This window comes from Mammaliicoccus sp. O-M54 (assembly GCF_022386035.1).
In the GTDB taxonomy this organism is placed as follows: Bacteria; Bacillota; Bacilli; order Staphylococcales; family Staphylococcaceae; genus Mammaliicoccus; species Mammaliicoccus sciuri_A.
Genome location: NZ_JAJNJE010000002.1, coordinates 29,787 through 44,994, shown reverse-complemented (window position 1 = coordinate 44,994; position 15,208 = coordinate 29,787). Strand labels below are relative to the sequence as shown.

The following is a 15,208-nucleotide window of genomic DNA, read 5'->3' as shown; positions in this document are numbered from 1 at the left end:
CTACGAAATCTTTTTATACAAATTAGATTTCTGTCCCGCTCCCCTCCAATCATTACTTCTTTTCCTATGATTGTTTATTATATTTTTCTTTTTCAGCTTCTCTTAATTCAACGCGGCGTATTTTGCCTGAATTTGTTTTTGGTAATTCGGATACAAATTCGATTGCTCTTGGATATTTATATGGTGCGACGTCACTTTTTACGTAAGTTTGTAATTCTTTGACGAGTGCTTCGTCGCCTACGATATCATTTTGTAAGATGACAAATGCTTTGACGATATTACCTCTGATTTCATCTGGGCTAGCAACGACTGCGCATTCTTGTACTTTCGGATGTTTAGTGAGTGAATCTTCTACTTCGAACGGTCCGATTGTATAACCTGAGCTAATGATTATGTCATCTTCTCTACCTTTAAACCAGAAGTAGCCATCTTCGTCTAATCTTGCGCGGTCTCCAGTTACATAATAGTTTCCACGTTTTGATTTTTCGGTACGTTCTTCGTCTTTAAAATAGCCTTGGAATAATGATGGTGAATCTAATGAAACGGCAATGTCTCCTGTGGCACCGTTAGTTATTGGGTCACCATCTTGGTCTATCACGGTTACATAACTACCTGGTATTGCTTTACCCATAGCACCTGGTCTGCTTTCTGTATCTTTTAAAAATGCGATAAGTAATGTATTCTCAGTTTGGCCATATCCATCTCTTACTTTAATGTTGAAGTTATGATTGAATTGTTCGATGACTTCTTTATTTAATGGTTCGCCAGCTGATACAGCACTGTGTAGATGTTTCAATGTATAGTCTGAAAGATTAGGCAGTTTAGCCATTAATCGGTATTCAGTAGGTGTACAACATAATGCGTTAATTTGATGTTTTTCGAGTAAGTCCAAATATTTAGCTGCATTAAATTTACCATTATAAACAAATGCGATGGCGCCAGATCCTAATATTGAAAGGAATGGACTCCAAATCCATTTTTGCCATCCTGGTGCTGCAGTTGCCCATACAGTATCTTTGTCTGTAATACTTAACCAATGTTTTGGCGCTGTTTGGATGTGCGCAAATCCCCATCCATGTGTATGTATAACAGCTTTTGGTAATCCAGTAGTTCCAGATGTATATGATAAAATTGCGATATCATCACGTTTTGTTTCATCGACTGTAAGTTCTGAGCTTGCAGTTTGTATAGCTTCATCGATAGAAATCCAATCTTGTTGTTTAGAGCCTACAATAAATTTAGTGAGTTGATCATATTCTTGTATATTTTCAAATTCGCCTGTACATTGATCAATGACTACGACTGCATTGACTTCTCCATGCGTAATGCGATGTTGTATGTCTTTAGTTCTTAACATTTCTGAACTTGGAATGATAATAAGGCCAAGTTTAAGTGCAGCAATGTAAACTTCATATGTTTTAATGGAGCGTGGCAGCATAATAAGTACTTTGTCGCCTTTTTGAAGACCTTGTGCTTTAAAGATGTTGCCCACTTTATTTGAATTTTGTATAAGTTTAGCGTACGTAATCGTTTCTACGTTGCCATCGACATCTTCGAATATAATGGCTTCTTTCGTTTCATCTGCTGCATGTCTTTCGATTTCATTAACAATATTGTATGTTTCTGGTGCTATTAAGTCTGATCTATTCATGTTAATCTCCTCGTTTGTTTAATATATTGTTTTATTCTAACAGTGAATAATCATTAATACGAATAAATGAAACTATAGAATATTTTAAATAGTCAAACTATTGACATTTGTTGAAAATAAATATATGTTATTAAAGTATATAAAATTTCATAGCATCTAAACTTTAGCAAGTGGCTAATCGATATTGGTTAATTGAAAAAGTAAAAACGGTGCAATGACTTACGATTAAAAATTTCAAAAAGATTACATATAAATAATAAGGAAGCAATTAAAATAACGGTAAGCGTTAGTTTGATTGAAGCCGACAATTAAAGCAAATCTACACGAGAGGTTTGTTTTAAATTGTCGGCTTTTTTTATTGCTTTTAACAGAAAAGGAGCAACCGACATGACAGCTTTATTAGTATTATTTTTTATTTCAATTGGATTAGCGCTTATAAGTAGCATCATATATTTAGCACCAAAAGTGGCAAAGACATATATTAATGTTCACTTAATAATCGCATTTATACCAGTGCTTATCGCATTAATTGGCTTATGTATAACAAGTGGAAATGTATATATAGGATTTTGGCATTTAGATAAATTGTCATGGTTGCTCGCACTCTTTATTTTGAGTATAGGTCTTATTATTCAAAGATTTTCTGTACGCTATTTAGATGGAGATGCACAGTATCGTAAATATTTTTCATTATTTACATTTCTAACGGTGTTTGCTTCAGTTGCTTGGTTAAGTAATGATTTAAGATTAATGGCGATATTATGGGGGTTAACGTTATTTTGTTTAACGCGTTTAATCGGTTTAAACAAACAATGGCACATTACGAAACGTTTAGCGAAAAGTACTAGCACGATCTTTATTATTAGTTGGATTGCTTTAGTAATCGCGATTTTGCTGACATACAATGTAACGGGTGAATGGCAACAGTCTACTATTTTTAGTAATGGTCATCGTGACCAATTTGATTCATGGCAAGGTGTGGTTATTCAGTTGATGTTAGTCATATCGGTCATCATTCCAGCAGCTCAGTGGCCATTTCACAGATGGTTAATAGAATCTGTAGCGGCTCCAACACCTGTTTCAGCGATTATGCATGCCGGTATAGTCAATGTTGGTGGTGTGATTTTAACGAGATTTGCACCGATTTTTACAAATGAATGGATAATTGGATTGCTCATCATTATCGCAACGATTTCAGTATTGATGGGAGCTGGCATTAGTTTAGTACATGTGGATTACAAAAGGCAGTTAGTAGGTTCAACGATTGGACAGATGGGCTTTATGCTTATCCAATGTGCTTTAGGTGTTTATTCAGCAGCTATCGTTCATCTGATGTTACATGGATTATTTAAAGCGACATTATTTTTACGTTCTGGTTCTGCTGTAAGAACTTTTGATATGCCTTCAAGAATGAATGAAAGTGTGTCATATATATGGGTTCTAGTTGGTCGATTATTATCCATTATGATTGGTATTATCTTTTGGCTAATGGATCCGACAAGTAGTTACCAAATTATTAGTGCGCTTATTTTAGCTTGGTCATTGTCTGTTTCATGGACGCAACTGGTCGCATATGGTGAGGGTAAGTTAGGTAGAATCATTGGATTATTAGCATTATTAATTGTTGGTTTATCTTACTTTGGTGTACATCATTTATTCCATGATTTGTTACATCAGTACGCAACAAATGTGAATCATACGCCTATATTTGCAGTCATTATCATGATTGTATTGCTGTTAATAGGAAGTGCACTGAACTTGTGGGTTGCAAGAAATCATTCATCTAAAATCGTCACGATTATATATTTATGGATTGTACATTTAGGTGAATCGAAAGTGCAAAATATTGAAACACATCCACGCTATTTGAAAAATCATACGTTTAAAGGAGGTTATCAACATGACGCAAACAATTGAACTACAAAATGACATCACATATTCAATTAAAGAGGCAAGTAGTGTCATAACACCACTTTCTCCTATTAATATATTTGCAGCGAGACATCCTTGGGCGGGTTTAGAAGATCGTACTTTTGAAGATGTCGCGAGATGGTTTCAAAAGGTACAGAATGTCGATTTGTATCCGAACAAAAGTTTATTATTTGCTGCAATTGAAAATGGAGAAATTAAACAGGAATATATAGAAGAACGATTATCAGTATGGCTATCGAACGATAATAGGCCATTAAATAAAGAGATGTTAAGAGAATATGCTGAAAGTATATTGTTTAATAGAACTCACAAAGTAAATCTTACTGAACAAGATCTACAACAATTAAGAAAATCATTAGAAAATGTTGCACTGAATAATCAACAAGATGATGACGTTATATTAAGTACACGTATTGAACAATATTCTGGACAGGCTTATTTAGATAAGTTGAATGCACAAATGATTAAGTGGAGTAAATTATATCTTGATGATAATCAATCAGGATGGGCAATCCATAAAGATGGTAAAGGTTTCTATAAAAACTGGAAGAGGTTAGCTCATTTGGATCCAGCTTTATCGAAGGCAGAGAGACGTAAAATAAAAATGCTACCATCAACATCTATTGAAACAATAGAAAGCTGTTTAGACAAACTTGGTATATCAGAAGCACAGGTACAATCATATCTTGAAATACACTTGTTGGCTTTACCAGGATGGGCAGGTATGATGCTTTGGAAAGACGAACGTTTAAACTTGCTGACGGATTATTTAGCTATAAGATTGGCTTTGGAATGGACATTGATGAGTGAACATGCTCTAGAACAACAACATACTGAACAAGACATTTCTCAAGTACGAACTTGGTTTGAAACTGGCATTTTAACGTTGGAAAATTGGTTCGCATTATCTCAAGGTGAACGAGAAGATTATATAGCATTTGCACATCAATTTGATCGCATTACACAACATAAATTATTGCTAGAAGCTTGGGAAGATACGTATGAGGCACAATTACAAAGTGAAATTCAATCTCATATCCATCATGAAGATGATAAATCATTTGTCGAGGCACAGCTCGCTTTTTGTATAGATACGCGTTCGGAACCTTTTAGAAGACAATTAGAAATGGAAGGTCCTTTCGAAACAATTGGTATTGCAGGATTCTTTGGACTACCAATTGAAAAGTGTGAACTCGGACATCAACATACACATAATGCTTTACCAGTAATGAATAAACCGCAACATAAGATTTATGAATACGAAGATGCACATCAATCCAATCATTACGTTGAAAAGAAAAAAAGTGTTTCGTCAATATTTTATACATTTAAAAAAATGAAACAAAATGTATTACCAAGTCTATTACTTCCAGAATTAACAGGCTCATGGCTAAGTGTACAAACGATTGCGAGAAGCTTTATGCCTAAACGTACGGGAGATTTGGTCAATCGATTCAATAAAAATCTTATGAATAAACCGGATACGAAACTTTCTATAGATTATGCGCCCAATCGGTTTGGTGATTTACCTATTGGGTTTACGAAACAAGAACAGCTTACTTACGCACGAGAAGCATTGAAATTAATGGATTTAACGGAAGATTTTGCGCCGTTAGTGGTCATATGCGGACACGGTAGTCATAGTGCAAACAACCCTTATGCAGCTTCATTAGATTGTGGCGCGTGTGGTGGTTCAGCGAGTGGTTTCAATGCGAAAGTATTAGCGACTTTATGTAATTTGCCTGAAGTTAGAGAAGGTCTCAAAAGCAATCACATTATAATTCCTGAAGAAACCGTATTTGTTGCAGCTCAACATAGCACGACAACTGATCAATTAGAATGGCTATATGTGCCACAACTTTCAAATCAAGCTGAGCGTGCTTTAGAAAAATTAAAATCAGCTTTGCCTAAAGCTGGGCATGAAGCGAATCGTTTAAGACTTAAAGATATTCCAGGTATGGAACATTCAAACGAACAATCCACAACTAAAGCAGAACAGTTGGCAAGTGACTGGAGTGAAATCCGACCAGAATGGGGATTAGCTAGAAATGCAACATTTGTTATTGGTAAGAGAACATTAACAGAGCAATCTCAATTAAATGGTCGCGCGTTCTTGCATAATTATGACTGGACGAAAGATCATGACGGTGAAATTTTAAATACGATTTTAAGTGGGCCGGCGACAGTTGCTCAATGGATTAACTTACAATATTATGCTTCAACAGTAGCACCTTACTATTACGGAAGCGGCAATAAAATCACACAAACGGTGACGAGCGGCATAGGTGTTATGCAAGGAAACGGTAGTGATTTACTGACAGGTTTACCTTGGCAATCAGTTATGAAAGCTGATGGGGAATATTATCATGCACCGATTCGATTATTAGTTGTGATACAAGCGCCGAATGATTACATTCGTAAATTACTTAAAGAAAATACTGCGCTTAACACGAAAGTTAAAAATGATTGGTTATTGCTATCAAGTATAGATGAAAATGGTGAATGGCATAAATGGTAAATAAATGAGCAGGACAACAATTTATGTCCAAGACTCGAGAGGATGTATAATATGAATGATGAAAAAAATATACTCATACTATCTGATTTAAATACACATCTAGAAAGCCAACTTGTTGAATCTTTAAATTTCAACCCAAATCATGTCATGTCGATACAAAGCTTTCAGGCAGAAATTGCGCATGCATATGGTGATGTGATGCGATCTATTATTATCGCGATTTACGAATATGATATAGAGCATGTATATATCATTAGAAAGTCAGATGATAAACAAGTAATCGCATTACCTGAAAGTGTCAAAAGTCATACAGAAAAAATTAAAACACTTGATTACTTATTTGAAAATTGTAAGCCTGAGTTTAGTAGTGACAATATTCATGAATGGTTAAATGGTGAAAGTGATATTCATCAAAGTATTAAACAAAGCATTCATCAAGTGTCTAATCATCCACTTATACCATCTGGTATTACAATAAACGGTATGACCATCAATCAAAACAATATTGAAACAATTGCTGAACATTTAACATAAAGCAAAATTAGCATTAAGGAGAGACAAATATGGAAATGACTAAAGGAGCATGTGAATCAAAAATTAGTAAAGCCATTACGCAATGGGAAAAAGAATATCTAGGTAGAGGCTCTCTATCTGTTAAGACAGATATTTTAAGAGATATGATTATTGTTGATTTACAAGGTGTCCTTACACCTGCAGAATATAGCGTATGTGAAACACAAGAAGGTTTATTGAGTATAAAACGTACACGTTCAAAATTAGTAGAATCAGACATGGATCATTTATACCAAATGATATTTGATATTACCCAACAAGACGTCAAAAGTTTCCATACAGATTTAAGTTCAAGAACTGGTGAACGTATGATGATCTTTAAAATGCATCATAATATTGAAGAACTTTTTAATTAATAATTGCCATAAATCGATAATGAAAATCCTTTAAAATTAAAAAATAGAAAGATAATCATAATTTTAATAAAAGTTAATTAAAAATTTACATTAGCTTAACAATTATAGTTTATTATTCACAATGGTTACAATAACTTTAAAGAGGTGTGTTATGGAACTCTCGGCATTACAAATGATTTTTACATTCATCGGTGGTTTAGGTATCTTCCTATACGGGATTAAACAAATGGGCGATGGCTTACAAGCAGCAGCAGGCGACAGATTAAGAGGTATATTAAATAGATTTACAAGTAATCCTATTATGGGTGTACTTGCAGGTATGATCGTGACAATTTTAATACAAAGTAGTTCAGGAACAACGGTTATCACAATCGGACTCGTAAGTGCTGGATTTATGACGATGCGACAAGCAATAGGCGTTGTTATGGGTGCCAATATCGGTACGACGGTCACAGCGTTTATTATTGGGATTAACATTGGTGAATATGCTTTACCAATACTAGCATTAGGTGCATTTTTAATTTTCTTCATTCAAAAAAGAAAAGTTAAAAATATCGGTATGATTTTCTTCGGATTTGGATCACTATTCTACGGTCTAGAATTAATGAGTGGTGCGGTGAAACCACTTGCTAATTTAGAAGGCTTTAAACAAATTATGTTAGATATGTCTTCTACTCCGATATTAGGTGTACTTGCAGGTACATTTGTGACGTTAATCGTTCAAAGTTCAAGTGCAACGATTGGTATTTTACAAGGTTTCTATGCCAATGATTTAGTTTCATTACATGGTGCATTACCTATCTTATTAGGTGACAATATTGGAACGACGATTACAGCTGTATTAGCAAGTTTAGCAGGCTCTATCGCTGCTAAGCGTGTTGCGATGGCGCATGTTATGTTTAATGTTATCGGTGCAGCAGTATTTCTATTAATATTACCATTCTACGAAATGACGATGGAATGGATTCAACACGCTATGAATTTAAATCCAAAAATGGTTATAGCATTTGCACACGGAACATTCAATGTAACAAATACACTTATACAACTACCATTCATCTTCGCATTAGCTTGGATTGTAACGAAAATCATTCCAGGTGAAGATGTAAATGAAAAATATAAACCGAAATATCTTGATAATAATTTAATTAATCGAGCACCTAGTATCGCGCTTCAAGAGGCTCAAGATGAAATTCAAAATATCGGTAAAATGACTGTTTCAATGTTGAATAATGTTGAAAATATTGATGAAAAAGCAATTAAAAAGCATAAAGATAAACACCTTGCAGTAGATAATATGTATGATAATGTACGTCAATATTTAAATAAATTATCTGAGAAGAAACTATCAGCTAAAGATGCTGAAAGGCTATCTGTTTTATATGATGTTAATAGAACAATATTGAAAGTATCTACATTAACAGAATCATACTTAGAAGAATTGCAGAAGAAACAATCAGCTGATATTCAAATTTCATCAAAAGCAGAAGAAAGCATCGAACGGTTATATGAACACGTAAAAATTTCATATGAAAAAACGTTTGAAGTATTTGACGTTTATGACAATCTAAAAAAAGACGAAGTTGTGAAACGAAGCCAAGATTCATATGTACTAGAGCATGACTTACGTAAAAAACATATCAAGAGATTAAGCTCTGGAGAATGTTCACCAGAAGGTAGCCTTGTATATATCGACATGATATCAATCCTCGAAAGAATTGGTTACCACTCACGAAATATATCAGAATCTATGATTAACCTCGGAGAGCATTCATACACACAAACAACTGAAGTGAAAATATAAATAAATGGGACAATTTATGCATGTATACATGTGTTAATTGTCCCATTTTTCTATTTATCATACTGAAAATATTTTTAACTTATGAAAATATATTCAGATGTAAAATATAAGTGTCTTTACAAGTGTTATTCGTTGGTGTTTATTGTTTTTTATTTTAACATAGTTATATAAACAAAAATGTAAGCGATTGCTTAATATTATTAACTGTCGCATAAATACATAAAAGGGGTTGTACATATGAGTTTGAATGTAGGAATTATTGGTTGTGGTGGTATTGCGAATGGTAAGCATTTACCGAGTTTACAAAAAATAAGCGAAGTGAACATTGTTGCTTTTTGTGATATTGATATTGATAAAGCACAAGCAGCAGCTAAGGAATACGGTACGGAGAATGCGAAAGTTTACGAAGATTACCAATCACTTTTAAAGGATGATGCTATTGATGTCATTCATGTATGTACACCGAACAGTTCTCATAAGGAATTAACGGTTGCGTCATTAGATGCAGGTAAACATGTTATGTGTGAAAAACCTATGGCTAAGACGACAGAAGAAGCGCAAGAAATGATTGAAGCGGCTAAACGTAATGGCAAGAAACTTACGATTGGTTATCAAAATAGATTTAGACCTGACAGTCAATATTTACATAAAGCGACAGAGCGTGGTGACTTAGGGGATATTTATTTCGGAAAAGCACACGCTATTCGTCGTAGAGCAGTGCCGACTTGGGGTGTCTTCTTAGATGAAGAACAACAAGGTGGCGGTCCTTTAATTGATATTGGGACACATGCACTCGATTTAACGTTATGGATGATGGATAATTACGAACCAGAATCAGTAATGGGTTCAACTTTTCATAAGTTAGGTAAGAAAGAAAATGCAGCTAATGCATGGGGACCATGGGATCCTGAAAAGTTCAAAGTAGAGGACTCAGCTTTCGGTTTTATTAAGATGAAAAATGGTGCGACAATCATGCTTGAATCAAGTTGGGCGTTAAACTCTTTAGAAGTAGATGAAGCAAAATGTTCATTATCTGGTACTGAAGGTGGTGCCGATATGAAAGATGGCTTAAGAATCCACGGAGAAGACTTTGGTTCTTTATATACAACGCAAGTAGAACTTGAAAATAAAGGCGTTGATTTTTATGAAGGTGAAAAAGTAGATGAAGCTGAAGTAGAGGCACGTAGTTGGATTGACAGCATTCTTAATGATACAGAGCCTGTTGTGAAACCAGAACAAGCAATTGTGATTACACAAATATTAGAAGCACTTTATGAATCAGCTAAGACTGGTAAAGCAGTATATTTTGACTAAGAAGGGGTTTTATTAATGAACATAACAGTATGGAATGAATATAGACACGAAGTAGAAAGTGAAGAAATTAAAGCAGTTTATCCTAATGGTATTCACAATGTTATTGCTGAATTTTTAAGTGAAGAACACGACGTTAAAACAGCAACATTAGATGAAGCAGAACACGGATTAACAGATGAAGTATTAGCTGAGACTGATGTTTTGTTATGGTGGGGTCATAAAGCACATGATGAAGTGAAAGATGAAATCGTCGAAAAAGTAAAAGCACGTGTACTAGATGGTATGGGTCTTATCGTGTTACATTCTGGACATTTCTCTAAAATATTCAAAAGTTTGATGGGTACGACATGTGATTTAAAATGGCGCGAAGCAGATGATAGAGAGCGACTTTGGGTAGTTGATCCAACACATCCAATTACAGATGGATTAGGGCAATATATTGAATTAGAAAAAGAAGAAATGTACGGCGAACACTTTGATATACCGGCACCAGATGAAACAATATTTATTAGTTGGTTTGAAGGTGGAGAAGTGTTTAGAAGTGGTGCAACATTTAAGCGCGGAAACGGAAAGATTTTTTATTTTAGACCGGGACACGAAAGTTACCCTACTTATTATAATGAAGAAATTCAACAAGTTATTAAAAATGCTGTTAAGTGGGCGAAAAATGATCGCACACCAAAACATCAATATGGTAATGCACAACCTTTAGAAGAAATTAGTGAGAAATAAAATAGGAGATTATATTTATGGATAAACTTAAACTAGGTGTTATAGGTGTCGGCGGTATCGCACAAAACAGACATATACCAGCTTTACAAAAATTAAATCACTTAGTTGAAATTGTTGGCGTACAAGATATTAATGAAGAACTCGCTAAAAAAGTGTCATCACAATTTCAAATTCCAAATGTCTTTTCAGAATATGAGGAGATGTTTAAAAGTGTAGATGCGGTCGTCATATGTACACCAAATAAATTTCATGCAGAAATAACAGTTGCAGCGCTAAATGCAGGTGTACATGTATTTTGTGAGAAACCAATGGCTATGAATCGCAAAGAATGTGATGCAATGATTGAAGCGGCAAATCAATCCGGTAAAGTGCTCGCAATAGGCTATCATTACCGCTTTACAGATGCTGCAATAACAGCTCGTCGTGCAATTGATGAAGGTGTTGTAGGCGATGCGCTTGTAACGAGAGTACAAGCATTGCGTCGAAGAAAAGTTCCGGGCTGGGGTGTGTTTACAAATAAACAACTTCAAGGTGGCGGCAGTCTAATTGATTATGGATGCCATTTATTAGACCTTGCTTTATGGTTACAAACGGATGCGAAACCAGTCGAAGTATTAGGTAAGACGTACAATCGTTTGAGTAAGACACCTAATCAAATCAATGATTGGGGAACGTTTGATCATGAAACGTTTGAAGTAGATGACCATGTATCTTCATTTATAACATTTGAAGACGGTTCAACGATGCAGTTCGAATGCTCATGGTCTGCGAATATTAAAGAAGATAAAATTCACTTAAGTATGTCTGGTGTAGATGGGGGTATTAACCTTTATCCATTTGAAATTTATCAACCTCGATTTGGTACATTTTTCAACGAACAAGCATATGCTGAACATAATGAAAATATTGCTGCAGAACGTCAGACTTTAAACTTTGTGAATTGTTGTTTAGGACTAGAGTCGCTGGTCGTGAAACCTGAAGAAGCTAGACGCGTGAGTGCATTAATAGATGCAATTTATAAAAGTAGTGAACAAGGAACGAGTGTTAAAATAAAATAAGGGGTGTTACATATGAAAATTGGTGTATTTACAGTACTTTTTCAAGATAAAACGTTTGAAGAAATGTTAGATCATGTTGCAGAATCTGGATTGAAAATGGTCGAAATCGGTACAGGTGGGAATCCGGGTAACCATTTTTGTAATGTAGATGAATTGTTAGAAGATGAAAGTAAAAGACAAGCATTTATGGACGCTATCAAGAAACGCGGATTAGAAATCAGTGCATTCAGTTGTCATGACAATCCTGTTTCACCAGATAAAGAACGTGCTAAACAAGCACATGAGACATTTATTAAATCGGTGAAATTAGCTTCGATTCTAGGTGTCCCAGTTGTTAATACATTTTCAGGTATACCGGGGTCAGATGAAGACGCTAAACATCCAAACTGGCCAGTAACACCGTGGCCAACAGCTTACTCAGAAATATTAGAGTGGCAATGGGAGAAGAAGTTGATACCTTATTGGAAAGAAGCGGCGCAGTTTGCTAAAGACCACAACGTTAAAATAGGTATTGAACTACACGCTGGATTCTCAGTACATACACCACATACACTTTTAAAACTTAGAGAAGCGACAAACGATGCGATTGGTGCGAACTTAGATCCGAGTCATTTATGGTGGCAAGGCATTGATCCGATAGCAGCCATTAAAATTTTAGGTAAAGCTGGTGCGATTCATCATTTTCATGCAAAAGATACTTATATCGACCAAGAAAATGTCAATATGTACGGATTAACAGATATGCAGCCGTATAGTTCAGTTCAAACAAGAGCTTGGACATTCAGAACAGTCGGTTATGGACATAGCCCACAAGTATGGGGAGATATTATAAGCGCATTGAGAATCAACGGATATGATTATGTCGTGAGTATAGAACATGAAGACCCAATCATGTCAGTAGAAGAAGGATTCCAAAAAGCAGCACATAATTTACAAGCAGTAAATATAAACGAATCATTAGATAATATATGGTGGGCATGAAGAAAACCATGGTTTCAGCTTGAGGGCTGATACCATGGTTTTTATTTTTGAGAGGGGGGTGAATCTAGGGGGATGGGGATAAGTAGATTCACTTTTAAAAATTAGAAATATACAAAAATATACAGTCATTTTATAAATTTGGGCTCAAGTCTTGGCTTAAAGCAGGAGTAAAGCCAAGAAATCCCCCAAGTCTTGGCTTAAAGAGGAAGTAAAGCCAAGAGATTGTCTAAGTCTTGGCTTAAAGCAGGAGTAAAGCCAAGAGATGGCTCAAGTCTTGGCTTAAAGCAGGAGTAAAGCCAAGAGATTCCCCAAGTCTTGGCTTAAAGCAGGAGTAAAGCCAAGAGATTCCCCAAGTCTTGGCTTAAAGCAGGAGTAAAGCCAAGAGATCCCCCAAGTCTTGGCTTAAAGAGGAAGTAAAGCCAAGAGATCCCCCAAGTCTTGGCTTAAAGAGGAAGTAAAGCCAAGAGATTTCCCAAGTCTTGGCTTAAAGAGGAAGTAAAGCCAAGAGATTGCCCAAGTCTTGGCTTAAAGAGGAAGTAAAGCCAAGAGATTGCCCAAGTCTTGGCTTAAAGCAGGAGTAAAGCCAAGAGATCCCTCAAGTCTTGGCTTAAAGCAGGAGTAAAGCCAAGAGATCTCCCAAGTCTTGGCTTAAAGCAGGAGTAAAGCCAAGAAATCCCCCAAGTCTTGGCTTAAAGCAGGAGTAAAGCCAAGAAATCCCCCAAGTCTTGGCTTAAAGAGGAAGTAAAGCCAAGAGATCCCGCAAGTCTTGGCTTAAAGCAGGAGTAAAGCCAAGAGATCCCCCAAGTCTTGGCTTAAAGCAGGAATAAAGCCAAGAAGAGCCCAAATTCCTTACTTTAGAAGGCATTATTCTATAAATAAAAATAACTTTTATGTTTTCCCTTCTTCTTAAAATGACGTTTGCACACTCTTCTGATAGCATGCGCATCCCCACCACACCACAATTCTGCTTCTTTTAAAGTAAATGGCCCATTCTTTAATACGTATAATTCTTTTAAATTTTCTAAGTAGAGTAACTGTCTCTGTATATGTCTTGAGCAATACATACAATGACCGAATCGCATTCGTTTATCTAATTGTATTTGGTTGATTTTACGGCAATGTGGGCATCTTAAGCCTGGTTTGATTTGTTCGAATGGAATTATATGTCTAGGGTAGGTCTTCGAAAAATCTTGCTTAAGTGTTTTGATTTTATTGAGGATGGCTCTATTTTCGTCTACTTTAAAATTATTAAATAACTTAGGAATTTTGTGTAACTCTGTTGGTAACAGTACCTGTTTACGATTAGGTATGTCAGAGTGAAGTGTAAATGTGGGGTTTGTAAATACGAGATAAGATATAATATCTCGTTTAATATTTAGATGTGATTTAATCAATTCAAGTTCATATTCGGCTCTTTTCATTTGTGAAAAGGGGGTTTGGAATATGTTCCCGTAACTATTTTTCATTTGATTATCGATGATATAATAGTCGCCTTTATAATGTTTGACTTCTAAATTAATCATCTTATCATCATCTACAATGAGGAAATCGAGTTGAATTTGGTTCTTTATATTTAATTCAATGTTATGTACATAATTTAACTTAAGTTCTTTATCTAACATTTGTTGTACAATTTGTTCACCTTCTTCTCCTTGGATTTGTCGATAAATTTCTTGGGTGTCTTGATTGGCATCTATTCGACCAAAGATTGCCTTGTTATATCGTGTGAGTTCCATCTATCAACCTCCTATTTTTTTACATTTATTATATATAATATTCCACTAAAATACAAATAAAAACATTTTAGAAACCGATTATCTTGATTTCCAAAATGTTTTTATTATAACTTATTTGAGTTTTTCTGCTAATTCGATATAAATACCTTCTGGACCTTTGATATAACACAATTTGTAGATGTCTTCGAATTGCGTAATTTCTCCGATCACTTGAGAGGATGTTGTGGCCAATTGTTCTACAACTTGTTCAATATTTTGAACTGAAAATGCAAAATGACTAGCACCTACATTTCTTGGGAAATGTATAGATTTGTTGGTCATTGATGATTGGTCACGAAATTGTATGAGTTCTATAGCTGTTTCATCGTGAGGAACTTTCATCATAGCAATGCTTGCTTCTAAAGCATCTACACCATAAATATTACCGATCCATTCACCGTTAATATTTTGTTCTCCAATCAGTTCCAATCCTAACGTACTAAAAAATGCTTTAACAGATTCCAAATCTTCAACGATTATACCTACATGGTCCATTTTATTTAATTTCATGTTT

The 15,208-nt window shown here is 35.1% G+C and carries 12 protein-coding genes; 9 read left to right on the top strand and 3 right to left on the bottom strand.

From position 1 onward, the window contains the following. Positions 1 to 64: 64 nt before the first annotated feature. Positions 65 to 1,651 (bottom strand): acyl-CoA synthetase MbcS, encoded by a 1,587-nt coding sequence (mbcS, locus tag LQ673_RS04320; protein WP_196308195.1) that lies wholly within the window; start codon positions 1,649 to 1,651, stop codon positions 65 to 67. A 387-nt stretch (positions 1,652 to 2,038) separates the two neighbouring features. On the opposite strand from mbcS, the gene LQ673_RS04315 reads away from it, so the two are divergent. The 9 genes from LQ673_RS04315 (at position 2,039) to LQ673_RS04275 (ending at position 12,919) form a co-directional block, all read left to right on the top strand. Further along, a complete protein-coding gene (locus tag LQ673_RS04315; RefSeq protein WP_196308196.1) occupies positions 2,039 to 3,568 on the top strand; it encodes an NADH dehydrogenase subunit 5 in 1,530 nt (509 codons plus the stop codon). After that, the gene (locus tag LQ673_RS04310) at positions 3,552 to 6,101 is read left to right on the top strand and encodes a DUF2309 domain-containing protein (RefSeq protein WP_239705853.1); all 2,550 of its coding nucleotides are present in this window, start codon (positions 3,552 to 3,554) and stop codon (positions 6,099 to 6,101) included. The genes LQ673_RS04315 and LQ673_RS04310 overlap by 17 nt, the downstream gene beginning before the upstream one ends. A 51-nt stretch (positions 6,102 to 6,152) precedes the next feature. Beyond that, the gene (locus LQ673_RS04305; protein ID WP_107590451.1) at positions 6,153 to 6,635 is read left to right on the top strand and encodes a carbonic anhydrase; all 483 of its coding nucleotides are present in this window, start codon (positions 6,153 to 6,155) and stop codon (positions 6,633 to 6,635) included. A 29-nt stretch (positions 6,636 to 6,664) separates the two neighbouring features. Then, the gene (locus LQ673_RS04300; protein WP_037589237.1) at positions 6,665 to 7,030 is read left to right on the top strand and encodes a Na-translocating system protein MpsC family protein; all 366 of its coding nucleotides are present in this window, start codon (positions 6,665 to 6,667) and stop codon (positions 7,028 to 7,030) included. A gap of 151 nt (positions 7,031 to 7,181) precedes the next feature. Beyond that, positions 7,182 to 8,834: a Na/Pi cotransporter family protein gene (locus LQ673_RS04295; protein WP_037589238.1), complete on the top strand. Its 1,653-nt coding sequence runs from the start codon at positions 7,182 to 7,184 to the stop codon at positions 8,832 to 8,834. A gap of 237 nt (positions 8,835 to 9,071) precedes the next feature. After that, positions 9,072 to 10,148, top strand: coding sequence for a Gfo/Idh/MocA family protein (locus LQ673_RS04290; RefSeq protein ID WP_129407440.1), 1,077 nt, complete (start codon positions 9,072 to 9,074; stop codon positions 10,146 to 10,148). A 15-nt stretch (positions 10,149 to 10,163) separates the two neighbouring features. Then, on the top strand, positions 10,164 to 10,880 hold the full coding sequence (locus tag LQ673_RS04285; RefSeq protein ID WP_196308199.1) for a ThuA domain-containing protein: 717 nt from the start codon (positions 10,164 to 10,166) through the stop codon (positions 10,878 to 10,880). A gap of 17 nt (positions 10,881 to 10,897) precedes the next feature. After that, positions 10,898 to 11,938 (top strand): Gfo/Idh/MocA family protein, encoded by a 1,041-nt coding sequence (locus tag LQ673_RS04280; RefSeq protein ID WP_239705852.1) that lies wholly within the window; start codon positions 10,898 to 10,900, stop codon positions 11,936 to 11,938. 12 nt (positions 11,939 to 11,950) lie between these two features. Further along, positions 11,951 to 12,919 carry a sugar phosphate isomerase/epimerase family protein gene (locus LQ673_RS04275; protein WP_191836076.1) on the top strand — a complete coding sequence of 323 codons (969 nt, stop codon included), beginning with the start codon at positions 11,951 to 11,953 and terminating at the stop codon, positions 12,917 to 12,919. A gap of 869 nt (positions 12,920 to 13,788) precedes the next feature. Here LQ673_RS04275 and LQ673_RS04270 read toward each other — a convergent pair. Together LQ673_RS04270 and LQ673_RS04265 are read right to left on the bottom strand one after the other, a co-directional pair. After that, positions 13,789 to 14,655, bottom strand: a complete 867-nt coding sequence (locus LQ673_RS04270) for a nuclease-related domain-containing protein (RefSeq protein WP_191836293.1) — start codon at positions 14,653 to 14,655, stop codon at positions 13,789 to 13,791. A gap of 111 nt (positions 14,656 to 14,766) precedes the next feature. Beyond that, entirely contained in the window at positions 14,767 to 15,204 is a 438-nt protein-coding gene (locus LQ673_RS04265) for a VOC family protein (RefSeq protein ID WP_191836294.1), read from the bottom strand. Positions 15,205 to 15,208 lie beyond the last annotated feature (4 nt).

What these genes read in the sequence shown, in the direction of transcription:
- LQ673_RS04280 (WP_239705852.1), top strand. Translation starts at nt 10,898, where the DNA reads ATGGATAAACTTAAACTAGGTGTTATAGGTGTCGGCGGTATCGCACAA.
- LQ673_RS04300 (WP_037589237.1), top strand. Translation starts at nt 6,665, where the DNA reads ATGGAAATGACTAAAGGAGCATGTGAATCAAAAATTAGTAAAGCCATT.
- LQ673_RS04310 (WP_239705853.1), top strand. Translation starts at nt 3,552, where the DNA reads ATGACGCAAACAATTGAACTACAAAATGACATCACATATTCAATTAAA.
- mbcS (WP_196308195.1), bottom strand. Translation starts at nt 1,651, where the DNA reads ATGAATAGATCAGACTTAATAGCACCAGAAACATACAATATTGTTAAT.
- LQ673_RS04285 (WP_196308199.1), top strand. Translation starts at nt 10,164, where the DNA reads ATGAACATAACAGTATGGAATGAATATAGACACGAAGTAGAAAGTGAA.
- LQ673_RS04265 (WP_191836294.1), bottom strand. Translation starts at nt 15,204, where the DNA reads ATGAAATTAAATAAAATGGACCATGTAGGTATAATCGTTGAAGATTTG.
- LQ673_RS04315 (WP_196308196.1), top strand. Translation starts at nt 2,039, where the DNA reads ATGACAGCTTTATTAGTATTATTTTTTATTTCAATTGGATTAGCGCTT.
- LQ673_RS04275 (WP_191836076.1), top strand. Translation starts at nt 11,951, where the DNA reads ATGAAAATTGGTGTATTTACAGTACTTTTTCAAGATAAAACGTTTGAA.
- LQ673_RS04270 (WP_191836293.1), bottom strand. Translation starts at nt 14,655, where the DNA reads ATGGAACTCACACGATATAACAAGGCAATCTTTGGTCGAATAGATGCC.
- LQ673_RS04295 (WP_037589238.1), top strand. Translation starts at nt 7,182, where the DNA reads ATGGAACTCTCGGCATTACAAATGATTTTTACATTCATCGGTGGTTTA.
- LQ673_RS04290 (WP_129407440.1), top strand. Translation starts at nt 9,072, where the DNA reads ATGAGTTTGAATGTAGGAATTATTGGTTGTGGTGGTATTGCGAATGGT.
- LQ673_RS04305 (WP_107590451.1), top strand. Translation starts at nt 6,153, where the DNA reads ATGAATGATGAAAAAAATATACTCATACTATCTGATTTAAATACACAT.